14 protein-coding genes are annotated in these 23,496 nt (G+C 62.3%); 2 read left to right on the top strand and 12 right to left on the bottom strand.

All coding sequences use genetic code 11. The annotated features are described in order from the left end of the window. Positions 1-35: 35 nt before the first annotated feature. The 3 genes from B723_RS05970 to B723_RS05960 form a co-directional block, all read right to left on the bottom strand. Positions 36-6,989 carry an Ig-like domain-containing protein gene (locus B723_RS05970; protein WP_031318209.1) on the bottom strand — a complete coding sequence of 2,318 codons (6,954 nt, stop codon included), beginning with the start codon at positions 6,987-6,989 and terminating at the stop codon, positions 36-38. 51 nt (positions 6,990-7,040) lie between these two features. Further along, positions 7,041-7,886: a sulfotransferase family protein gene (locus B723_RS05965; RefSeq protein ID WP_017335838.1), complete on the bottom strand. Its 846-nt coding sequence runs from the start codon at positions 7,884-7,886 to the stop codon at positions 7,041-7,043. A 120-nt stretch (positions 7,887-8,006) separates the two neighbouring features. After that, complete coding sequence (locus B723_RS05960) at positions 8,007-9,578, bottom strand: glycosyltransferase family 39 protein (RefSeq protein WP_017335837.1); 1,572 nt, start codon at positions 9,576-9,578, stop codon at positions 8,007-8,009. A 242-nt stretch (positions 9,579-9,820) separates the two neighbouring features. Between B723_RS05960 and B723_RS05955 the strand changes: the two genes are divergently transcribed. Then, positions 9,821-10,408: a phage tail protein gene (locus B723_RS05955; RefSeq protein WP_017335836.1), complete on the top strand. Its 588-nt coding sequence runs from the start codon at positions 9,821-9,823 to the stop codon at positions 10,406-10,408. Between the two features lie 54 nt (positions 10,409-10,462). Continuing rightward, positions 10,463-10,774 (top strand): DUF6916 family protein, encoded by a 312-nt coding sequence (locus B723_RS05950; RefSeq protein WP_017335835.1) that lies wholly within the window; start codon positions 10,463-10,465, stop codon positions 10,772-10,774. Positions 10,775-10,788: 14 nt separating this feature from the next. Here the strand turns inward: B723_RS05950 and B723_RS05945 are convergent, their stop codons facing one another. The 9 genes from B723_RS05945 to B723_RS05905 all read right to left on the bottom strand — a co-directional run bounded on the left by B723_RS05945 (position 10,789) and on the right by B723_RS05905 (position 23,429). Next, positions 10,789-11,283: a GNAT family N-acetyltransferase gene (locus tag B723_RS05945; RefSeq protein ID WP_017335834.1), complete on the bottom strand. Its 495-nt coding sequence runs from the start codon at positions 11,281-11,283 to the stop codon at positions 10,789-10,791. 11 nt (positions 11,284-11,294) lie between these two features. Further along, entirely contained in the window at positions 11,295-13,391 is a 2,097-nt protein-coding gene (locus B723_RS05940; protein WP_017335833.1) for a biotin/lipoyl-binding protein, read from the bottom strand. Beyond that, positions 13,392-14,711 (bottom strand): efflux RND transporter periplasmic adaptor subunit, encoded by a 1,320-nt coding sequence (locus tag B723_RS05935; RefSeq protein ID WP_017335832.1) that lies wholly within the window; start codon positions 14,709-14,711, stop codon positions 13,392-13,394. It lies immediately after the preceding gene. Next, positions 14,708-15,493: an efflux RND transporter periplasmic adaptor subunit gene (locus tag B723_RS05930; RefSeq protein WP_031318206.1), complete on the bottom strand. Its 786-nt coding sequence runs from the start codon at positions 15,491-15,493 to the stop codon at positions 14,708-14,710. The genes B723_RS05935 and B723_RS05930 overlap by 4 nt, the downstream gene beginning before the upstream one ends. A 69-nt stretch (positions 15,494-15,562) precedes the next feature. Beyond that, a complete protein-coding gene (locus B723_RS05925) occupies positions 15,563-17,134 on the bottom strand; it encodes an efflux transporter outer membrane subunit (RefSeq protein ID WP_052909680.1) in 1,572 nt (523 codons plus the stop codon). After that, positions 17,131-18,195, bottom strand: a complete 1,065-nt coding sequence (locus B723_RS05920; RefSeq protein WP_017335829.1) for an HlyD family secretion protein — start codon at positions 18,193-18,195, stop codon at positions 17,131-17,133. The genes B723_RS05925 and B723_RS05920 overlap by 4 nt, the downstream gene beginning before the upstream one ends. 26 nt (positions 18,196-18,221) lie before the next feature. Then, complete coding sequence (locus B723_RS05915; RefSeq protein ID WP_017335828.1) at positions 18,222-19,757, bottom strand: MFS transporter; 1,536 nt, start codon at positions 19,755-19,757, stop codon at positions 18,222-18,224. Positions 19,758-19,888: 131 nt separating this feature from the next. Then, entirely contained in the window at positions 19,889-20,806 is a 918-nt protein-coding gene (locus B723_RS05910) for a LysR family transcriptional regulator (RefSeq protein ID WP_017335827.1), read from the bottom strand. A gap of 76 nt (positions 20,807-20,882) precedes the next feature. Further along, complete coding sequence (locus B723_RS05905) at positions 20,883-23,429, bottom strand: EAL domain-containing protein (RefSeq protein ID WP_017335826.1); 2,547 nt, start codon at positions 23,427-23,429, stop codon at positions 20,883-20,885. Positions 23,430-23,496 lie beyond the last annotated feature (67 nt).

The following is a 23,496-nucleotide window of genomic DNA, read 5'->3' as shown; positions in this document are numbered from 1 at the left end:
ACTGCCCCTGGGTGTCGCCCGTTTTAATTGTTGTGTCAGGCCTGCATTTCGCTGATACCGGCCTGTTTCAAAGCAGTGGCCAGGTCGTTGACCTGCCGCTGCTCGGTGTCTTTGAGCTGTTGCAACTGCTGGACGAGACTGGGCGCGCCAAACACGCCGCGCAGGCCCTGGGAAACATCACTGGCCTTGATCGAATGACTGCCGAATGAGTTCAGCGAATCCCGCTCATTGCCAACGTCCTGATTGAACAGGCTCGACAACGTGCTGGTGCTGAACACCCCGCCATCGCCGCCGCCGAAACCGAGGAAGCCGTGGCCTGCACCGTCGCCGCCGCTTTCGCTGCTGCTGAACACTTGGGCGATAAAGCTCTGCGCCAGCGCGCCGTTGTTCATGAAAATGTCGCCCAGCGGCCGGATGCCGTTGCCGATAACCCGGTCTTCGAACAGCGGTGCAAAGGTCAGCGGTGAACCGAGATCCCCGGTGGGTGGGGTGAACACGATGGGTTGCAGCGGCACGTTGGGTTGATCGGCCACGGTCACCGGGTCGCTGCTGATGAGTTGCGGATCCGCGGTCACCGACACGATGCCTATCGCGTAATTGTTGGAGACCGACACGCTGTCACCTGCGTTACCGGCCAGATCGGTGACGTTGCTGGTGTCGAGGGCGATGAAGTTGCTCGGGTCGCTGACATTGGCAGCGGGCGTGAAGGTGGCGGTCCATGTCTTGCCACCGTCGCTGCTGCTCAGGTTGGTCAAATCGCCATTGGTCACGCTCAAGTCCGACAGGTCGAAATTACTCACCGCTTCGCTGAAGGTGAAGGTCACCACCGTGCTCTGGCCAGCCCCCATGTTCGGGTTGGCGACCGCAATGCTCACCGTCGGCCGGGACGCGTCCAGCGCATAGTTGTTGGAAATGGCGATGCTCGCACCGACGTTGCCGGCGGCGTCCTGCACGGTACCGGTGTCGAGCACGATCAGGTTGGTCGCGTCGTTCATGCCGGCGGTCGGTGTCAGGGTCGCCGTCCAGGTGATGCCGCCGTCGCTGCTGATCAGGTTCGACAGCACGCCGTTGGCCACGCTGATGTCCGACAGGTCGAAACCGCTCACCGCTTCGCTGAAGGTGATGGTCACCGTGGTGGTGTCGCCGATGCCCAGGCGATTGTCGGCAACCACGATCGTGGCGCTGGGCAGCGCGGTGTCGATGGCGAAATTGTTGGAGTCGGTGGTACCACTGCCGGCGTTGCCCGAAGCGTTTTGCACGCCGCTGTTGTCCAGTGTGATCAGGTTACTGGTGTCGGTGATGCTCGCCGTCGGGGTGAACGTCGCCGTCCAGGTGATACCGCCATCGGTCGACGACACGTTGCTGAGCGTGCCATTCGCAATCGTCAGGTCGGCGTTGGAGAAGCCGCTCACCGCTTCGCTGAAGGTGATCGTCACCAGTGACGTTTCACCCGCTTTCAGCGCCGTGTCGGCGACCACGAGAGTGGCGGTCGGCAGCACCGTATCGATCGTAAAGTTCGCCGAGTTGGTGCTCCCGCTGCCCGTATTGCCGGCAATGTCGGCCACCCCGGTATTGTTCAGAGTGATGAGGTTGCTGGTGTCCTTGATGCCGACCGTCGGTGTGAAGGTAGCGGTCCAGGTGATACCGCCATCGCTGCTGCTCACCGCACTCAACGTGCCGTTGGGGATGCTCAGGTCACTGTTGTCGAAACCGCTCACCGCCTCACTGAAGGTGATGGTCACCAACGAGGTTTCGCCCGCACTGAGGGTGCTGTCGGCGACGACGATCGTAGCGGTCGGGCGCTGGCTGTCGATGGCGTAGTTGTTGGAATCGGTGGTACCGCTGCCCGTATTGCCGGCCCCATCGATCACTCCGGTGTTGTCCAGGGTGATCAGGTTGGTGGTATCGGTGATGCTCGCCGTTGGCGTCAGCGTGGCGGTATAGGTGATGTTATCGCTGGTACTGAGATTGCTCAGGGTGCCGTTGCTCACCGTCAGGTCGGCAATGGTAAATCCTGTCACCGCCTCGCTGAAGGTGATGGTCACCACCGATGTTTGACCCACCGCCAGCGCCGAATCCGCGACGACGATGGTTGCCGTTGGCCGCACGGTGTCGATGGCGTAGTTGTTGGAATCGGTGGTGCCGCTACCCGCGTTGCCCGAGCCGTTTTGCACACCGCTGTTGTCCAGCGTAATGACGTTGCTGGTGTCGGTGATGGCGCTGGTCGGGGTAAACGTTGCCGTCCAGGTGATGCCGCCATCACTGCTGCTGACGGAACTCAACGTGCCATTGGCGATGCTCAGGTCGGCGTTGCTGAAACCGGTGACCGCCTCGGAGAACGTGATGGTGACCAGGGACGTTTCGCCAATTTTCAGTGCGTTGTCGGCAACGACAATGGTAGCCGTCGGCGCCACGGTATCGATCGTGTAGTTGCCGGAGTTGGTGGTGCCGCTGCCCGTGTTGCCGGAAAGGTCGGCCACGCCGGTATTGGCCAGGGTGATGACGTTGGTTCCATCGTTCACACCCGCCGTTGGCGTGAACGTCGCCGTCCAGGTAATGCCGCCGTCACTGCTGCTGACCGAGGTCAACGTGCCGTTGGCGATGCTCAGGTCGGCATTGGTGAAACCGCTGACCGCTTCGCTGAAGGTGATGGTGACCAGTGAGGTTTCGCCAGCACTCAGGGTCGGGTCTGCCAGGACGATGGTCGCGGTGGGTCGAAGCGTGTCGATGGCGTAGTTGTTGGAATCGGTGGTGCCGCTGCCGGCGTTACCCGAGAGGTCGCTGATGCCGGTGTTGGCCAGGGTGATCAGGTTGGTGGTGTCGTTGATGCTGGCGCTCGGCGTAAACGTCGCCGTCCAGGTGAGGCCGCCGTCGCTGCTGCTCACCGCCGTCAACGTGCCGTTGGCAATCGTCAGGTCCGCGTTGGTGAAACCGCTGACCGCCTCGCTGAAAGTGATGGTGACCAGCGAGGTTTCGCCGATTCTCAGCGCCGTGTCCGCGACCACGACGGTTGCCGTCGGGCGCACGGTGTCAATCGCGTAGTTGTTGGAATCGGTAGTGCCGCTCCCCACGTTGCCGGTGGCGGCGGACTGCACGCCGCTGTTGTCCAGGACAATCAGATTGGTCGTGTCGGTAATGCTGGCGGTCGGGGTGAACGTGGCGGTCCAGGTGATACCGCCGTCGCTGCTGCTCACCGCCGTCAACGTGCCGTTGGCAATGCTCAGGTCGGCGTTGGTGAAACCGGTCACGGCCTGGTTGAAGGTAATCGTCACCAGTGACGTTTCACCGATTCTCAGGGCATTGTCGGCCAGCACGATCGTCGCGGTCGGTGGAGCGGTGTCGATGGCATAGTTGCCCGAGGAGCTGATCCCGCTGCCGGTGTTACCCGAAAGGTCGGCCACGCCGGTGTTCGCCAGGCTGATGACATTGGTCGCGCTGATGATGCCTGCTGTCGGGGTAAACGTGGCGGTCCAGGTAATCCCGCCATCGCTGCTGCTGACCGCCGTCAACGTGCCGTTGGCGATGCTCAGGTCGGCGTTGGTGAAACCGGTCACTGCTTCGGAAAAGGTGATGGTCACCAGCGACGTTTCGCCTGCGGTCAGCGCCGTATCCGCCAGCACAATCGTGGCGGTCGGGCGTACGGTATCAATGGCGTAGTTGTTGGAATCGGTGGTGCCGCTGCCGGCGTTACCCGACAGATCACTGACTCCCGTGTTATTCAGGGTAATCAGATTGGTGGTGTCGTTGATACTGGCGCTCGGGGTAAACGTTGCGGTCCAGGTGAGGCCGCCGTCGCTGCTGCTCACCGCCGTCAGCGTACCGTTGGCGAGGGTCAGGTCGGCGTTGGTGAAACCGCTCACCGCTTCACTGAAGGTGATGGTCACCAGCGACGTTTCGCCGATTCTCAGCGCCGTGTCCGCGACCACGATGGTTGCTGTTGGCCGCACAGTATCGATGGCGTAGTTGTTGGAGTCGGTCGTGCCGCTGCCGGCGTTACCCGACAGGTCGCTGACACCCGTATTGTTCAGGGTGATCAGATTGGTCGTGTCAGTGATGCTGGCAGTTGGCGTGAAAGTCGCCGTCCAGGTGATGCCGCCGTCGCTGCTGCTCACTGCGGTCAGCGTACCGTTGGCAATGGTCAGGTCCGCGTTGGTGAAACCGCTCACCGCCTCGGCGAAGGTGATGGTCACCAGCGAGGTCTCACCGATTTTCAGCGCGTTGTCCGCCACCACGATGGTCGCGGTCGGCCGGAGTGTATCGATGACATAGTTATTGGAATCGGTCGTGCCGCTCCCGGCGTTGCCCGCCAGGTCGCTGACCCCGGTGTTGTTCAGGGTGATCAGGTTGGTCGTGTCGTTGATGCTCGCGTTCGGGGTGAATGTGGCAGTCCAGGTGATGCCGCCGTCACTGCTGCTGACCGAGGTCAGCGTACCGTTGGAGAGGGTCAGGTCGGCGTTGGTGAAACCGCTGACCGCTTCGCTGAAGGTGATCGTCACCAGCGAGGTTTCGCCAATTTTCAGTGCCGTGTCCGTCACCACGACGGTCGCGGTTGGCCGCACCGTATCGATGGCGTAGTTGCTGGAATCGGTCGTGCCGCTACCGGCGTTGCCTGCCAGGTCGCTGACCCCGGTGTTGTCCAGGGTGATCAGGTTAGTCGCGTCAGTCATGCTGGCCGCCGGGGTGAAGGTCCCCGTCCAGGTGATGCCGCCATCGCTGCTGCTCACCGCACTCAGCGTGCCGTTGGCAATCGTCAGGTCGGCGTTGGTGAGACCGGTGACCGCTTCGTTGAAGGTGATGGTCACCAACGACGTTTCGCCAACCTTGAGGGCCGTGTCGGTGAATACGATGCTGGCGGTTGGCCGCGCCGTGTCGACGACGTAGTTATTGGAGCTGGTGGTCCCGACGCCTGCAGTGCCCAGACCGTTGATTACCCCGGTGTTGTCGAGGGTGATGACGTTGGTCGTGTCCGAAATACTGGCGGTCGGCGTGAACGTTGCCGTCCAGGTGATACCGCCGTCGCTGCTGCTGACCGCACTCAAGGTGCCGTTGGTGAGGGTCAGGTCGGCATTGGTGAAACCGGTCACTGCTTCGGAGAAGGTGATCGTCACCAGGCTCGTTTCACCGATGCTCAACGTGGTATCGGCGACCACAATGGTTGCGGTCGGCGGCGGCGCATACGCAGTGTTGAGTATGCCGCCATCGTTGTAGATGGTCGCCACGGAGGTCGGCGAGGTGCCTGTTGTCCCACCGCCCTGCGCAGTGCCACCGGCACCACTGCCGGCGGCATTACCGGCCAGGGCCGCGAAGTTGGCGGCGGTGATCAGCAAAGTGCCCTTGTTCCAGATCGCGCCGACGCCTCGGCCACCGATGCCGCCATTACTGGCATTGCTGCCTTGACCACCGCCACCGCCACCGCCCCCACCGGCGCCGATGTTGTTGCTGATGGTCGACGTGCCGACGATGGTGATGGCGCCGCTGCTGGCGTTATAGATCCCACCCACCGCGTTACCGCCCGCACCACCGACCTTGTCCCAACCGGCGCCGCCGCCACCGCCGCCAATGGAAATCGTGCCATTGGTGGCCGTCGCACCGTTACCGCCGTTGCTGTAATAGGAAACGCCCACCCCGCCAGCCCCGCCCGTGCTGGTACCGCCGCGGCCGCCCATGTGGGTCGCGTCATAACCGCCGCCGTAACCGCCAGCGCCACCGCTGCCCGCCTGGCCGCCCAATGTGCCGGTGCCTGGCCCGGCCGAACCGCCATGCCCGCCGCCCTGGCCACCCAGACCGCCACCACCGCCACCGCCACCGCCGTAAAACGCCCCCGTCACCCCGCCGCCACCGCCGCCACCGGAAGCGGCGTTGGAGGTCACGGTCACGTTTTTCAGGGTCAGGATCCCGGCGTTGAAAATCCCCCCGGCCATCGCGCCCGTGGCACCATAGCCACCATTGCCACCGTTGCCCGTTACCAGACCACGAGTGATCACCAGACCATCGAGCGTCACGGTACTGCCAGACGTCACTTCGATGACCCGGGTCCGGTACTGGCCATCGAGAATCACATCCGCCGCACCGTCATTGTTCAAGTCGCCATCAACGGTGATGTTTTTGTTGATCAGCAGTTCGGAGGTCAGTTGCACCGTCATGCTGCCATTGAAGGTGACGGTATCGCCGTTCTGCGCCGAAGCGATCGCGGCACGCAACGAGCCGACGCCCGTGTTGCCATTGTTAGTGGCCGTCCAGGTGGCCAGGCCCCACTGATAGTCGGTCATGGCCATTGTCGACAGCACGTTGGCGCTTTCGATAGTGCCGGTGGCGATCTCCAGATCCCAGTCGCCGCCCACGCCGGTGCGGTTGCTGGACGCCGCCACATCACGACCGGTCAGTTGCGCCAGGGAGTCGACGAAACTCAAACCCCGTTCGCCTTCGGCGGTGTAGCAGCCGTAGATCATGATGTCGCCACCGACGTTCATGTCCTTGCCGATTTCCGCCAGCACCGCACTGCGGGCCGCGACGTTGTCGGCCGACAGGTAACTGTTGCCCAGCCACAAATCGCCCGCATTGCCGTGGGCGATGATCTGCACCGAGCTGATGCCCTGATGGGTGTCCAGATAGTCGGCAATCTGCTGCAAGCCGTCCCTGGTGGCGTCGAGTTGAACCACCTGGGTGCCGGGGGCGACGCCTTTGAGCAGGCTGTCAGCATCCTTGACCCGGGAATCGACGAACACCACGCTCTGTCCCGGCACGGCAACGGGCGCCACCGCGGAGGTGGCGTCGGCCTGGTCGTGGGTGTCCTGACTGGCGACCGGTTTCTCGGCGACCGGTGGTTTCGCCGCGTCAGCCGTTGTGTGGCTGTCAGCCTGGGCGGTATCGGCCACGGTGGCTGCGACCGCGCCGTCGAACAGCATGCGCGGCTCCAGGGACATGATCATTGGCGAGGCCAGCGCTCGTGCGCCTTGGGTTACCCGCGACTTGCCGTTGCTCCACCACATGTTGCTCACCCGGACTCGAACGTTTTTGCTGCGTAAACGAAAACGCCGCGATCAACTGATCGCGGCATCGGCTTTCATACGAATGACATTGGCGGCGCTGGCTGAGCCGTCGAGCCAGAAGGACAGTTCGGCGTACTGCTTGAACAAATCCGGCGGCAGGATCGTGCGCCGTGACTGCAACTCGACTTTGGGTTTGACCTTGTGCAGGCCCGACACACCCAAGGCTTGATCGAACTCCGGCGCGTCATACGCCAGGTTGTCGAAATCGTGCTCGAACCAGGGTTCGCCAATGAAGTCGTAGACCAGCCGCATCACCCGGTCAGGCGCCTGGGTCAGCAGGTCGTAATCGACGATCAGCAGCGAGTCGGCGTGCTCGCCGTAATAGGCTTCCTTGAGCGCAGCCCAGGCAAAACCGACCAGGCGATTGCGCTGGGCCAGGGTTTCGCAGCGGCTGTAGACCGTATTGCGTTCGACCGCATCGCCAAACAGCTTGGTGTTTTCGAATGGGTTGGCGCGATACAGACGTTCGATGCTGTCCATGACCCAGGCGACATTGCGCACACAGGCAATCACCCTCGCTTGAGGGAACAAATCACTGATCGCCGGCAGGCGCGAACTCCACAAGCGGTTGGTGTCGAACACCACCGGTTTGTCAGCCTTGTCGGCGTAATAGGAATCGAACAGGCCGCGAAGCAGACGGCGGCGCATATCGGTGTCGATCACCGCGCCGAACTCGCTGCCGGCGCTGCACTGTTCAAGGACACCGGAAAAGAGCGCGCCAACGGGGCTGGTCATGCCGGCATGGAAACGCGGGTTTTGCAAAAGGATTGCAGAAAGCAGGGTCGAGCCCGAGCGCGGCAAGCCGGAAATAAAATGGAATGTGTGCAATCCCTTCACCCCTGATCATAAGTCCTTTATGTATGACGGAGCGTAGACCATGAATGGCTTTATGAGCGGCGATGCTTTGATATCAAATCGAAGCTAAGCCGATGGGAAACTGCAACTTTCGTTACAGCCTCATTGCCGCACGAACAGGCGCGCATTGGCGCCGCCCGCCTGGGTTTCGCCAACACGCTGCCAGCCAGCGGGCAACGGCGCGAACTCGTCCGGCGCATCGACGGTGCCGATCAGCCAGACCCGACCGCTGCCCTTGGGCAAGCTGTCGAGGCTGTCGAGGTATGTGTCCCGGGTCACCAACGTGCCGAAACCATAGGCATTCGGCCGGCTCGAAACGCCATTGGGCAATGGCGGCGTGTACAGCAACGGCTGGGTGTCGGTGCGATTGTAATAGACGTAACTGAGGTACCAGAGCATATCGCTGGTGACGATCCGGTCACCGGTCATGAAGTGCTGGTTGACGTAATCGACCATGACGTTGATCTGATCACGGGTGTCCACCGTGGCGTTGTTCTTCAGGCCCATCAGCTCAACGCCGACGAACAGCACCAACACCGTCACGGCCAGAACCCGAAAACCTGAATACAGTCGATCAACCGCCAACGCGATAATCATCGGCAGTCCCAACGCATAGGCCGTCAGGTAGCGCTCGATAAACACCGGTGTGATAAACGACACCCCGAACACCAGCAACAACGGCAACGCCGTGTAGATCGCCAGTAGGACACTGCCACGAAAGACACTGCGGTCCCGCGCCACCCCCACGCCCGCAATGACCGGCAACGCCAGCGGCAGTGCGATGAAAAGCAGCGTCGGCAGGTTTTCTCCATCGTCCTGGATCAGGAACGACCAGACCATCGAAGGCAACGAGCCGAACGTGACCGGTGTTTCCCAACCCACGTCGCCATTGGCCTTGAGCTGATCCATGTGCTGGAGCAGATCGATCAGGCTCGGCATCCACGGCAGGTACAACAACACGATCGCCGCGTTAGCCAGCCACCAAGCGGGGCGTTGAATATGCCGCAATCGATAACCCGGCTGTACGCGGATCACCCCCAGATACAACCAGTGGCACAACACGCACAGGGCCGCGAAGTAATGGGTGTAGAACGCGGCAGTCATCAACAGCGCATACGCCACCAGATATCGCGTGCGATGCGGGTTTCTTATCCAGTAGACCAAGGCAATCGTGGCGCCGACCAGCCACAATCCCAGCCACGAATACATGCGCACTTCCTGGCTGTAACGCACCGCCGTGGGCAACAGTGCCAACAGGAAACCGGCCAGCAACGCCGCACGGCGCGTGGCGAGCAAGTCCATCAGCCACACGCCGAGCCACACCGTGGCGATGCCAGGTAAGGCGCTGAGGCTGCGGATCGAAAAAATGCCTTCGCCGAACAACTCGACCCAGCCATGCAGCAGCAGGAAATACAGCGGTGGATGCACGTCGTGCGCCGCGTGTACCCAGATATCGGTCAGTGAAAACCGGCTCAGCAGCAGGCTGGACCCTTCGTCGCCCCAGATGGCCGCCGCCGTCAGGTCGTAGAAACGCACCAGCGTCGCCAATGCCAGGATCGGCAACAGCCAATGCTCCTGCGCCCATCGCAACCAGCGCTGAACCATTGCCCAGACGCCGGGCGCTGCGTGCGGCTCCTGGGTGCCGCCAAGCGGTGTTTCTCTGCGCGCCTCCATTGCTTCCCCCTGAAACGAGCCCCCGACCACAACACCTGATGAACACTGTAGGACGGCGCACGGACGTCGTCGATGCTGGCTTTGCGACCAACGACATTCGGCCGTGATGCGCATCAACTACGCTCTGGCTTGGCGTGACTCAGCCAGGGAAATGAATGGAGTCGGCTGATTGCAACGATGGGCCTGGATGTCCGGGCCACCCTTGCAGCGCGCCAGACAACTAACCTGAGGGATGAGGAACTATGGAAGTATTCATCGGCACAATTCAGCCTTTCGCCTTTAACTACGCGCCCAGCGGCTGGGCCTTGTGTAATGGCCAGACGCTTTCCGTCCAGCAATACAACGCACTGTTCGCGCTGCTGGGGGTCAACTTCGGCGGCAATGGCTCGACCAATTTCATGCTGCCCAACCTGCAAGGCCGAATGCCTGTTTGCATGGGTAACGGGCTGAACCTGACCCCACGGGTCATCGGCGAATTCTCCGGGACCGAGAACGTCACCGCGACCATCACCAACCTGCCCAATCACACCCACGCCCTCTCCGGGCTGACGGCCACCACCACCCTGCAACTGGCCAGCCCGGCGAGCAACCCGGTCACCACTCCCACCGCGACCAACTCGTACATCGGCGCTTCGGGTGGCGGACCGGGCTCGGCGAGCATCTACTCCGATCAGCAAGGTGCTGCAGCCGTACCCCTCAAGGGTGTAGCCACGACGGTCACCGGGGAAATCTCGTCGGCAGGCAACGGCCTGCCCATGGACACGATGAACCCGTTCCTGGTGCTCAACTTCAGCATTGCCCTCGAGGGGCTTTTCCCTTCGCGCGGTTGAGGTTCGGCCGGGGGGATTCACCCCCCGGTCACTTTCATTTTTGGGAGTGACGCCATGCTGCAACAGGTTCAACACCAACATTTCCAGACGCTGCTGGGCAAGACTCGCACGCTGCGGCTGCCAGATGGCAGTGAGCTGCCGATCCATATCGAAAGCCTGGTGGAAACGCCTCGATCGCGGATGCCAAACAGCGAGCGCATGCCGTTCCGAGTCGAGCTCAACAGCCTGCAAGCCACGGAGTTCGTCGATGGATTGTGCGCGCTGGAGTTACCGGCACTGGGCCAAGTGGAGGATATTTTTGTCTCCCGGGTCCCCGCCATGGGCCGCGATCCGGGCTTGGGTTACTTCTGCATCGCATTCAACTGAAAAGGCCGACAGGCCTAGACGGGATACCACACCAACCGCTCCGCCGCCGGATTACGCTCAACAACCTGAAACCCCAGCGCCAGGTAATGCTGGCGCGCATGGGCATTGTTGGCCCAGACCACCGTGGCCACCGGGCAGCGAATCTGCTGCGCGGCTTTTTGCACGCCTTGCAGCACTGCACGACCGTAACCCTGCCCGCGAGCCAGCGGGAGAAACGCCAGGTACAGCACGCGAATTTCATTGGGGCCAAAGTCGGTGGTCAACGCGCCGATGGCCGTGCCGAGCTTTTCGATCACGTAGTGCATGGCATTGGGAAAGTGCTCCTCCAGCCCTTGTTCCTGTACCTGGAATTGTTGGGACACCACGTGTTCGACGACCTCTCGCTCGCCGTCGATCCATTGCAGATCCGCTCGTGCCGACTGATAGAGGCTGTGTAGAAAAGGCCCATCGTTGGTGCGCGACGGTCGCACCACCAAACCCTCGACCGCCACGGAGTCCGTATTCGCCATCGCTGCTCTCCCTAGAAACCGCTTTCCCTGACACCCAGCGCGGCCATGCGCCGCCATGCAACACCCAGCACCGATTCGCCGCGCCCTTGCAACACCACCACGCCGCGCAACGGTTGCACAGGTGTTGGCGCCTCATCGAGACTGCTCATACGCGCACCATATTGCCCTTGCACCGGCTCGGCCCGTTGCTGCGGATCCCGGCGCACGGCAATCGGCCCGTGGTGGTCGGACGTCAGCGCTTCCTGATCGACATAGGCCGCACCGTTGGTGTCGACTTCAATGAGTTGCACAGCGATCGCCGAGTGCATCGGGTCATCGGCGATGAACCGCCCGCGAGCACCCGGCGCAACACGCCACAACTCGGCCTCGGCCAGATAGCCACGCAACCGCACGCCTTCCTCCACCACCCGCGCCAGCGGTTCCTTGGTCGCCAGCCAGCGGCCGACGGCCAATTGCGGCAACAGATCACGCACGCTACCGGCATGGGGCGCGCGCAACAGCAAACGTTCGCGCTGGGCCGCCAACCCACGGTATTCGGCCACCGCTTCAGCCAGGCGCTGCTCGACAATACCCGCGTCCGCCGCGGTCTCGCTACGACTCGCCTGCCGGCGCATCTGCAATTGCTGGATCTGGATTTCACGGCGCACGATGGCCTGGCGCGAGTCCAGGTCCGGCGATTCCAGTTCGATGAGCACATCACCCTGAGCGACCTTTTGCCCATCGTGCACATTCACCACTTTGACCCGCGCCGCCACCGGCGCATGCAACGCACTGACCCGCCCTGCCTCGAGCATCGAAGGCAACTCCACCGCACTGCGCCAGGGCAATGCCAGAAACAGCACGAAGGCGAGCAGCCCCAACGCACTCAACAACACCCGCGGCGCATAGGCTTGATCGCGCCGGCTCCACCACTCCCGCCACTCGCGCACGATCGGCAGAAAGATGAACCACACCAGCTCGACCAGCATCAGGAAAATGCCCAGCAGCTTGAAGAACAAGTGATACACCGCCAGCGCAATCCCGAAAAACAGCACGGCGCGCCACAGCCACGAGCCGTAGCCCCACACCAACAGACGTCGTTGCAGGCTCGGCGACAACGGCTCCGGAGCCGGTTCGCCATAGCCGAACAGGGTTTCACGCAGGTGCCAGCGACACAGGGCAAAGGCACGCCCCTGCAGGTTGTCCACCTCCCAGAAATCACTGAGCAAAAAGTAACCGTCAAAACGCATGAACGGGTTGAGGTTGATCACCAGCGTGGTCATCCAGGTCGCGCTGGCGAGCATGAACGCCGCCGTGCGCGCCGGCCCGTCGGGCAACAGCGACCAGGCCAGCAGGGCGATGCTCGCCAGCAGCAGCTCGGCCAGCACGCCACCGGCGCCGATCAGCAATCGGGCACGCCGATCATTGACCCGCCACGCATCGCTGACGTCGGTGTAGAACATCGGCAGCATCACCATGAAGGCCACGCCCATGCTCTGCACCCGACACCCCGCACGCTTGGCCATGAATGCGTGGCCGAATTCGTGGCACAGCTTGGCAAAAAACAACGCCACGCCAAAGGCCAGCGCACCACCAAGGCTGAACAAATGCGGGAAGGTCGCGATAAATCGCTGCCAGTCCCGAGACACCAGAAACACCCCGAGGCCCAGCGTTGCCGGCAGTCCGAAGCGCAGCACTCGCGGGCCGAAGCGCGCCAGCCAGGGCCAGGCACGATTGAGAAACGCATCCGGGCGCCAAAGGGGTATCCGGAAAAACAGGTACTGATGCAACAGAATCTGCCACAGCGTCTGACGCTGGGCGGCGGCCTTCAGGCTGTAGCTGTCACGCTGCTGCGGGTCGAGGGCACTGATCAGATCATGGCTGCGCAGAAAACCCAGCAGTTGCTCCAGATCGCTGCCGCCCAAAGGCAAGCCCGGCTCGCGATTGGCGGCGTGCAGAACCTGCTCGGGATCGCCCAGGGACCAATGTCGCAGCAAGCGCATCGCCGCCACGCCCAGTTTGAAATAGCGACCGCGTACCGGGTCGGCCAGGGTCCAGCGCGGCGAGCCGTCCAGCGCCGGTGAAGCGGGGGTCAGCTGCAAGTCCGCACGCAGGCTTGGCAGGCTCATCTACAGCCCCACACTCTGGCGCAAACCGGCCAGGGGTTTGCGCAGCAGATAGAGCGCCAGCGGCGCACGATCACCGAAGACTTTCGCCGTGCCGCGCAGGCCTATACGCGGTGGCGCCTGATCGAAACTGGCATCGAGTCGATATGCCAACTGCCCGCCGGCCGTGGGTTGCGCTTCGTACGCCGCGCGCTCGAGCCGCGCCAGATGTCGCTGCAACGGATCGCTGTCGAGGAACAGCGCGACTTGCGCGCCGGGCTCCAGAGAGATCGCATCGCCAACGGCCAGTTCGATGCGCAGTTCGGCCTGGGTCGGGTCAGCGATTTCCATCAGCCGCTCGCCGGTCTGCACCGGTTTACCGGTCCAGCGCTCGGCGTCGGCGAACACGGCGATGCCGTCGCGCTCGGCACGCACTTCGCTGCGTTTGAGCAGCTCACGGGCATAGTCCCGTTCGGCGCGTTTTTGCTCGACGCGCGCGGCCAGCAGGTCAATCTTCGAACTGGACTCGGCATCGGCAAACGAGCGCTGGGAATTGGCCTTCAATTCAGCTTCGGTAACGCCCAGGGCGCGTTCGGCCACATCGGCCTGAGCCTTGAGCGTGGTGCTCTCAAAGCGCAGCAGCAGGTCGCCGGTTTTCACCGTCTGGTTGGGCTTGACCAGGAACTCGGCGATCACCCCGTCCAGCGGCGCCGCGACGACCCGGCCACCCAATGGCACCACTTCCGCCGGCGCCAGCACCGATTGGCGCACCGGGATCGCCAGCCCGAGCAACAGCAATGCAAGCAGAGCCACCTGACGCTTTCGGGTCCAGCGCAATCGCCAGGGTTTGCGTGGCTGCAGCGCCAGCCAGGCATGGCTGTACGTGTCGCCGAGTTGCGACAGCAGCACTTGCTCCGGTGGGTTCCACGGCAAATCCCGGGCCAGCCACAGGCCGCCGAACACGTCACCTTGATGATCGATCAACGGCAGCCAGAACACCTGAGCGGGAGACAGGCTTTGCCAGTCCGCCTGGATAGACTCGTTGAGCAGATCGGGCGAAATCACCCGCGCCTTTTTCAGCACATCGCCCTTGAACAACTGCGCCACCGCCTGCTCGACGAACGCCACGAACGGCGCATTCGGGTCCACGGCGCTGACGCCCGTCACCGCCTGCACCTTGCCGGCAATCAATAACGCGGCATGGCGAAAACCGAACAGCGCCTGAGCGTCATTGACCAGGCTGTAGGCCAGTTGCGACGGATTGCGCGCGGCGCGGGTCTGGCGTTCAAGGTCAAGAAAGCGAGCAAATACCTGCTCTGCACCGCCAGTGACCGGAGCGTTCACTTGAGCTCCGCGAAACGCGCCGTACCGCTCATGCCGGCCAACAGACCTGAGGCCGTGGGTAGCGTCGCGACCAACAGCAAGGTCTGGCTGCCTTCGTCAATTCGCGCGCCCAGCCGTTTGACCGTAGCATCCAGCGGCTTACCGGTTTCGTCGGGGACAAAACTGAACGTCTGGCCGGGCTTGAGCTTGCCCATCCAGCGCGACGGCACCAGCAAATGGATTTCCAGCGTGCGGTTGTCGACCACATCCAGCAACGGCGCACCGGCGGCGACGCTTTCATAACGCTGGACCTTTCGCTCGACGACCTGCCCGTCAAAGGGCGCCACCACGCTGCAGCGTTTGACCTGAACCTGATACACCTGGGATTGCGCCTGCGTCTCGCTGAGCCGGGCCTCGGCCCGCGCCACTTCGAAACGCCCGACCGAATTCAACGCCGCCAGCTGTTTGTTGTGAGCCAGCTCCTCACTGGCTCCCCGGCTGGCCGCCTGCGCCGCATTGAGCTGCGCCTGATAGGCCGAACAATCAAAACGCGCCAGCGTATCGCCCTTCTTGAAGGACTCACCCTCACTGAACGGCAACTCGACAATCCGCCCGGACAACTCACTGGCGAGCATCGCCTGATCCCGTGCCCGCAATACACCACGGGCCTCAGTGCTGGCAGCCGAACTGCTACTGCCAACTGCGCCGTTGTCCAATAACAGATCGTCTGGCACGGGCGTTTGCGCCTGAGCGGTACACGTAAAAAAGGTCAATCCCATAACCCACACACGAACTCGTCGCATAACCGTAACTCCCTGACGGATGAGCGGAGTCTATGACAGCGTGGGTGAGCGTCAAGGCGAGGGGAGTTTTTACCTGCGTTGCGCCATCTCCCCCACCGGATACACCGACTCCCACCCTCCACCCAACGCCTTGTACAACCCGACCATCGCCAGCGACACGCCGGTCGAACTCTCGACCCATTGCTGCTGGGTCGCCAGCAATTCGCCTTGCACGGTGAGGACGTTGACGAAATCCACCACCCCTTCCACGTACTGTTGTTGCGCGGTGCGCAGGGCGATCCGGTTTTGGCGTACGGCTTCGGCGAGGCTGTCGCGGCGCAGTTGGCTGGCGTTGTAGGCAGTCAGTTGGTCGTCGATTTCATGCCAGGCCCGCAGCACGGTTTGCTGGTAGGCGATGGCGGCTTCCTGTTGCTGGGCTTCGCGCAAGTTCAGCACGCCGCGCAGGCGACCGCCATCGAACAGCGGCAGACTGAATTGCGGGCCTATGCCAAACGCGCGCGAGCCCCAGGAGCCGAAATCACTCAATTGCATCGCTTGGGAGCCGACGTTGCCCGACAGGGTGATACGCGGATAGAAATCCCCCTTGGCCACCCCAATGTTCGCCGTGGCGGCATGCAGGCGAGCTTCGGCCTGGCGAATGTCCGGGCGACGTTCGGCCAGTTGCGACGGCAGGCCGATGGCGACCTGGCGCGGGGTCTGTGGCACGGGCGCGTCTGTGGATAACTCGGCATGCAGCGCCTGGGGCGGTTCGCCCATCAACAGGCTCAGGGCATTGATCAATTGCGACTGACGCTGCTCCAGCGCCGGCAGGCGCGATTCGATGGCCGCGACTTGTGCGGCGGCTTCGGCGACATCGAGGTCGGTGGCGACACCGTCGGCCAGGCGCAGCTGCGACAGCTTCAGGCTGTGGCGGGCGACGTCGAGGTTCTCTTCCGTGACGGCACGCGTACTTTGCACGCCGCGTAGCTGAATGTAGTCCTGGGCAGTCTCGGCAAGGACCGACAGCAACACGCCGCGCCGGTCGTTTTCCGCGACGTCCAGCGTGGCATCCGCCGCTTCGGTTTCGCGGCGCACCCGGCCCCAGAAATCCAGTTCCCAGGACGCCGAAAAGCCGGCATCCCACAGATTGAACGCCGAATGGCCATTGTTCCCCGACGGATCGCTCAGACCTTCGCCGCTGTTGCGCTTACGCCCGTAGCTGCCCGTGGCGGCGGTGTTGGGGTAGCGATCCGCGGTGACCACCTGGCGCGCGGCGCGACTTTGCTGCAGGCGGCTGCTGGCGAGTTTCAGGTCAAGGTTATCCGTCAGGGCACGCTGGGTCAGGGCCGAGAGTTTCGGGTCGTGGAAGACTTCCCACCAGCGTTCGTCCATGGTGTCGGCGACGGCTTGGCTGGCGGCGGCTTTTTGTGGTTTGGACCATTCGCTGATTTGGGGTGCCTGCGGTTTCTGAAAGTCCGGGCCGACAGTGCAGGCACTCAGGGTCAGGAGGCTCAGCACCAACGCTACTGAACAAACACCGACCTTGTGGCGAGGGAGCTTGCTCCCGCTGGGCCGCGAAGCGGACTCAAAATTGGCGAGTGCTGCGCACTCGAGCGGGAGCAAGCTCCCTCGCCACAAAGGGGTGCGATTGACGAAGTTCATCGCTGTGCAACCTCATGCTCACCGGTGTCAGCGGTATCAATACTCGCCTCCACTGACATCCCCACACGCAGCCGTTCGGCCAGCACTTGCCCCGGATCCAGAACGATTTTCACCGGAATCCGCTGCACAACCTTAGTGAAGTTACCGGTCGCGTTGTCCGGCTTGATCGAAGCGAAAGTCACGCCAGTCGCCGGGGCAATGCTCTCGACGCGACCGCGCAACGCTTCACCGCCAAGGCTGTCGACGCGCACCTGCACGGCTTGCCCCGGTTGCACGTCGGTCAGTTGGGTCTCCTGAAAATTGGCGACCACATACGCCTGCGTCAGCGGCACCACCGCCAGCAACTTGCTCCCCGGTGTCACGTAAGCCCCGACCCGCACGGCGCGCTCGCCGACCATACCGTCCTGCGGCGCGACGATACGCGTATAGGACAGCTCGTAGCTGGCCATTTCCAGCGCCGCTTGCGCACGTTTCAACCCACCGTCGGCCGCATCGCGCTGGGCGGTGAGGATGTCCACCTGCTTGCGTTCCGCCGCCAACACCGCCGTCGCATTGGCCAACCGGGCGCGGGCCTGATCGATACGCGTGCGGGCTTGCTGAGCGTTCTGCACCGTACCCGCGCCAACGCCGGCGAGGTGGTTGTAGCGGTTCAATTCATGTTCAGCGAACGCCATTTCCGCCTTGGCCGACACCACCGTGGCTTGCGCCTGGGCGATCACCGATGTCTGGCGCTCAAGGGTTGCGCGAGCGTTTTGCAGTTGCGCCCGCGCCACCAGCGTTTCGGCGTCGGCAGCCTGAGCGGCAGCGCGTAAATCCCGGTCATCGATCAGCGCCAGCAATTGCCCGGCCTTGACCTGCTGATTGTCTTCCACCAGCACTTCCTTGATGAACCCGGCGACGCGGGGCACCACCAGGGTGAAGTCCGCGGAGACAAACGCGTCATTGGTGTTCTGTTGCGTGCGCTTGCCAAACACTCCCGGCGCCAGCAAATAAACCAGCACGCCGACCGCCATCAGGGTGGCGACGCCCACGGCCACTTTTTTCGTTGCTTGAGTCGTCATAAAAACCTTCTGTTTCAGTGGAGCATTCAAGTCGGCGCACGCGGCGGATAGATCCGCGTCGGCAGCCAGAAAATCAGCAGGATCAGCGCCAGGGCGACGCCGCTCATGCACAGATAAAGATCCGATGCCGTCAGCACCACCGCCTGTTCATGCAACCGATGGGCAAGGCCCACGCTGTCGCTGTCGGCCAGCGGCGAGTTGCCCAGGCGGTCCACCAACATGGTCGAATGAAAGTGCAGCCGCGACGTGGTCAGCGCGTCGATCATTCCCGTGGCGATCACCGCCGACAGGCCTTTCACGGTGTTGAACCAGGCCGACGCGAACGGCCCTTCCATCGGGCTGATGCTGCCGGTCGAGAGCATCAACAATGGCAACACCGCCATGGGCTGCCCGAAGATCTGCAGCAGTTGCAGGACGTAGAAATCGTCGCGAATCCACACCGACGTCAGCTGCGCCCCCCCCATGCACGACAGCGCCAGCATGCTCAGGCCGATTCCCAGTACCCAGCGGCAATCGACCCAGCGCAGGTTGCACAGCGCCGCCACCAACGGCAGCGCAAGCAACTGTGGCAGGGCCGCCAGCAACATGATCGGCGCAGTCTGCACCGGGCGATAACCCTGAACCTGCGCGAGGTAACTGGACGGAATGATGATCACCGCCAGCAAGATCACCAGCACGCCGGCCAGGGTCAGCAAGGCGAACGACAGGTTGCGGATGCCGAGCATCTGCATCTTGAAAAACGGGATCGGCTGCGACCATTCGTTGATCAGGAACAGCACCAGCAATAGCAGCCCGCCCCCGAGCAAGCCGCAGATCAGGCTCGACTCGAACCAGTCCAGCCGGTTGCCCTGCAGGATGCCGATGACCAGCATGCCGATCGCCGGAAAACCCAATAACAACCCGCGCCAGTTGAATTGCTTGAAACGTTCCAGGCGCAACGGATCCTGAGGCAAGCCGTAGGCCACTGCGGCCATGGCGATCAGGCACGGCGCGATGATTTGCCAGAAGGTCCATTGCCAGCCGACATACTCGGTCCACAACCCGGCCAGCGGTGTGCCGAGCCCGGGGCCGAACGTCGCCGTCAGGGCATAACCGGCCAGGCCGTAGAGCTTCACGTTGGCCGGCAAGAAGCGCAGGGCGACGGTCATCAGCATCGGCGGCAATGCACCGCCTGCCAGGCCTTGCACAGTGCGCATCACCAGCAGGCTTTCGTAGTTAGGAGCGAAGGGGCACAGCACGCCCAACAAGGTGAACACGCTGATCGCACAGAGGGTGAAGCGCCGCAACGAGAACGTCACCGCACACCACGGTGCAAATGCCATCGCCGCCACCGAGGTCGCGGTGTAACTGGCCACCAGCCAGGTACCTTCGTCATAACCGATGGCCAATGCGCCGCGGATGTCGGCGAGGGCGACCTTGGTCACCATTTCGTTGAGGCCCGACACCAGCACCGCCAGCAACACGCCCACCAGACCGATGATGATCCGCGGGCCGAAGACCGGTGGCGTCATGGCGGAGTGGCTGGCCGCGGCGAGAGGTGCCGGGGCCGTCAGGGAAGTCATGGACTGCAAGCTCCGGGATTTGAATACCGAAGCATTTTAGGAAGCGTGGAAGCTGACGAAAATCAACTTATTGGCAGGTTATAAGTGCGCTCCACGCAACTGTCAGATCGAAGGCTGCGATCTTTCGATCTTCAAGGTTGCGCGGCCAGCCACGTCTCGTCGCAACAGGACTTGAGCGTTTCACGCATCCAGCGATGCGCCGGGTCTTTGTCGAAGCGCGGGTGCCAGGCCTGGGTCAGCATGAGGGTCGGCAACGGGATCGGCAGGGTAAACGAACGCAATTTCAGCCCCAGGCGTCGCACGCTCAGCAGCGCTTCCTTGGGCACCGGCAGAATCAGATCCGAATCAGGCAACGCAAACATCGCGGCATGGAAACTCGGCGCAATCACCGCCACCCGTCGCTCCAGGCCCAATGCGTTAAGCGCCGTATCAATCGGCCCGCGAGCGATGCCGCGACGAGACATGCTGATGTGAGAAAACCCGGCATAACGTTCGGCGGTGATCTCTTCATCAAACAACGGGTGATCGTCGCGCACCAGGCCGACAAAGTGCGTGGAGAACAGGGTCTGCACCTTCACTTCCGGCATTAGCGGCCGGTTGTTGCTGACGCTCAAATCGATGCGTCCCTCACGCAACGCTTCGTCATCCCCATCGCCCTCCGGGACAAAGCGCAGTTCGCAATGCGGCGCCTGGCGCTCCATCGTGTCGAAGAGCTTGCCGCCATACACGCCTACAAAGAAATCGTTGGCGCGAATGCTGAAGCGTCGACGCAAGCTGCCCAGCTCCACGTCGTCGGCAGATCGGAACAGCAGCGCGGCCTGCTCAACCAGATCCCGCACCTGCTCACGCAACGCCAGCGCCTTGGGCGTCGGCACCAGGCCACGACCGGCGCGCACCAGAATCGGATCGCCGATGGCTTCGCGAATGCGTGTGAGCGTGCGGCTCATGGCCGCCGGGCTGAGGTTCATCCGCCGCGCGGCACCCACCACGCTGCCTTCGTCGAGCAAAGCATCGAGGGCGACCAGAAGATTCATGTCCGGGAGTTGCATGCTGAACACTCGTGGCTGATCTGGATTGATTCAGACGCAATGCTAGCAGCTTGAATGAGCGCGCCGAAGGCCACCCTTATTCGCGATACGAGCGATCCTCAAGCCAAAACCTCAACCCCGATGCCGAGAGCGGCCTTGAAATAAGATAGCCCTGGCCGACGTGATAGCCCTGCGCCTGCAGGATGCGTTGCTGGCCCAGCGTTTCAATACCTTCGGCCACCACGCGTAATTTCAGGCTCTCACCAATACGGATTACCGCTTCGCTCAGGGCCTGACTAGTGATGTCATCTTCCAGGTCATGAACAAAGCTACGATCGAGCTTGAGTTCCTGGATAGGAATTCGACGCAGATAGCTGAGGCTCGAATAACCCGTACCGAAGTCATCCATGGCCAGGCGGATCCCCAGGGCGTGCACCTCGTTGATCGTGGTCAGGGTGTCGGGATTGCTATCCATCAGGACGTTTTCGGTAATTTCCAGAGTCAGGTCGGAAGTGGTCAGTTGCTGCTCGGCGAGGATCCCGGTCAGAATCCCGGGCAATCCCCGATTATGGAAATTGGTGGGCGACAGATTGACGGATATGGCGGGCACCTCAAGCCCTTCGCGACGCCAGGTGGCCAGTTGGCGGCAGGCTTCACGCAGGGCCCATTGGCCAAGCTCGACAATCAAGCCGCACTCCTCGGCGAGTGGAATAAAGCAGCCGGGCGAGATATCGCCCAATTGTGGATGCCTCCAGCGAGCCAAGGCCTCCACGCCGTAAAGATCATTACCCTGCAGATTGATTTGCGGCTGATAGACCAGGTGCAACAGATGTTGATCAATGGCTTCACGCAATGCTGCCTCAAGGTTCAAGCGTGCGCGCGCCAACTGATCAAGACCTTGGCTGAAGAAGCTGACACACCCCCGCCCGCTGGTCTTGGCTTGATACATGGCCATGTCGGCGCGATGCAGCAAGGTCTCCATGGAACGGCCATCGTCAGGAAACAGGCTGACACCGATGCTTGCCGAAGGTTTGAGCGTCACACCCGCAATCTCGCAGGGCGCGCACAGTTCATATCTCAAATGCTCGATCACTACCTGCGCCTGCGCCAGTGCGCACTGGGGCAACACCACGACAAACTCATCCCCCGATAACCTGCTCACGATGTCGACGTTGCGCCGACACTTGGCCAGGCGCCGGGCGATCATTCGCAGAAACTCATCACCGGCCGGATGCCCCAGCGAGTCATTGACCTGCTTGAAACGGTCCAGGTCAATAAACAGGACGGTGAGCGGCGTGTCGTCGCGTGAGGCTTCGGCGATGGCCTGGTCCGCGCGGGCGTTGAGCAGGTTGCGGTTGGGCAGACCGGTCAAGTCGTCATAAAAAGCCAGTTGACGGATATGCGCACGTGACTCCTCGCGCTCAAGGGCCAATGCACACAAGTAAATACTGGCGCTGATCAATTGCTGATGCAGCAACGAAGGCTCACGGGGCTCGTGATAGTAAAACGCAAAAGTACCCAACACCCGGCCCGAGCTGGATTTGATCGGCGTCGACCAACAGGCCCTGAGGCCCAAGGGCAACGCCAGTTCACGAAAACGGACCCAGAACGGATGACTGGCAATGTCACGGACCATCACCGCCGTGCCGCTGAACGCAGCTGCGCCACAAGAGCCGACGCCCGGTCCGATTGCCACATCATCCAACGCCGCACAGTAGCTGGCCGGCAGGTCGGGAGCCGCCAGGGTACGCAACCGCCCGCTATCGTCGACGCTCAAAATCGAGGCGACCACTTCCGGCGCTACCCTCTGGACCTCATTGCATACCAGGCCCATCAACGACTCAATCGACTCCTCCTGCACCATCGCCTCAAGCATCTTGTGACGCAGGATCTCCGGCATTCGAGAGTGAGTGACGTCGATCATCACGCTGACGGTATTGACCAGGTTACCGTGCTCGTCACAGACCGGGTAAATCGTGACATCGCACCAAACCCGGCGCCCCTCGCGCAGGTAGCCGACAGCCTGCGAGTGGTAGACCTCGCCACGCATTACCTGCCCGTTGATGGCGGCAATGGTCTGCGGATCAAAATCCGGCGCGATCACGCTATCGAGCGTGCGTCCGCGGACCTGATCGAGGTCGTACCCGAACATCCGGGTGAATCCACCGTTGGCGTACACCATGCTCCATTGACCGTCGGTGATGATGATGGCGTTTTCCGTGGTGTCGACCACCAGCGACAGCAGTTGCAGGCGTTCGTGCTCCTTGTGTTGACGGGTTATGTCCTTGACGACTGCAACATAGAACAGCTGCCCTGAAGCGTTGACTCTGGAGATGGACATGGCTCCCCAGCGGTGATCACCGTCCGGCCGTTCAATCAATACGTCTCGACTGCTACCGACAATCCTGTTGATGCCGCTCCGTCTGTTGGCGTCAATGTAACTGTCGTGATCAGCCCGGATCATGTCCGGCACCAGCAAGCGGACGTTCTGTCCGAGCACCTGATCGCGGTCATTGCCCCATAGGCTCTCTGCGGCATCATTGAACAAAATGACACGATTCTGGCTGTCGATGACCACAACGCTATCAATGGATTGCGCGAGTGCCTGGGTAAAGATGGGTGAAAAATCCTGAACATCCGACATGCCGATGACTCACTGATAACGCTTTAACGTACAAGGCTCCATGCTGCGTCAGATTTGCCGAGCCAAC

Source organism: Pseudomonas fluorescens NCIMB 11764, assembly GCF_000293885.2.
In the GTDB taxonomy this organism is placed as follows: Bacteria; Pseudomonadota; Gammaproteobacteria; order Pseudomonadales; family Pseudomonadaceae; genus Aquipseudomonas; species Aquipseudomonas fluorescens_B.
Note: the sequence above shows the minus strand (reverse complement) of the source record. Positions and strands in the feature narration are given on the sequence as shown.

Coding starts and splice junctions, on each gene's coding strand:
- B723_RS05955 (WP_017335836.1), top strand. CDS start 9,821: ATGGAAGTATTCATCGGCACAATTCAGCCTTTCGCCTTTAACTACGCG.
- B723_RS05905 (WP_017335826.1), bottom strand. CDS start 23,429: ATGTCGGATGTTCAGGATTTTTCACCCATCTTTACCCAGGCACTCGCG.
- B723_RS05930 (WP_031318206.1), bottom strand. CDS start 15,493: ATGCGACGAGTTCGTGTGTGGGTTATGGGATTGACCTTTTTTACGTGT.
- B723_RS05915 (WP_017335828.1), bottom strand. CDS start 19,757: ATGACTTCCCTGACGGCCCCGGCACCTCTCGCCGCGGCCAGCCACTCC.
- B723_RS05920 (WP_017335829.1), bottom strand. CDS start 18,195: ATGACGACTCAAGCAACGAAAAAAGTGGCCGTGGGCGTCGCCACCCTG.
- B723_RS05945 (WP_017335834.1), bottom strand. CDS start 11,283: ATGGCGAATACGGACTCCGTGGCGGTCGAGGGTTTGGTGGTGCGACCG.
- B723_RS05950 (WP_017335835.1), top strand. CDS start 10,463: ATGCTGCAACAGGTTCAACACCAACATTTCCAGACGCTGCTGGGCAAG.
- B723_RS05925 (WP_052909680.1), bottom strand. CDS start 17,134: ATGAACTTCGTCAATCGCACCCCTTTGTGGCGAGGGAGCTTGCTCCCG.
- B723_RS05940 (WP_017335833.1), bottom strand. CDS start 13,391: ATGAGCCTGCCAAGCCTGCGTGCGGACTTGCAGCTGACCCCCGCTTCA.
- B723_RS05910 (WP_017335827.1), bottom strand. CDS start 20,806: ATGCAACTCCCGGACATGAATCTTCTGGTCGCCCTCGATGCTTTGCTC.
- B723_RS05970 (WP_031318209.1), bottom strand. CDS start 6,989: ATGTGGTGGAGCAACGGCAAGTCGCGGGTAACCCAAGGCGCACGAGCG.
- B723_RS05960 (WP_017335837.1), bottom strand. CDS start 9,578: ATGGAGGCGCGCAGAGAAACACCGCTTGGCGGCACCCAGGAGCCGCAC.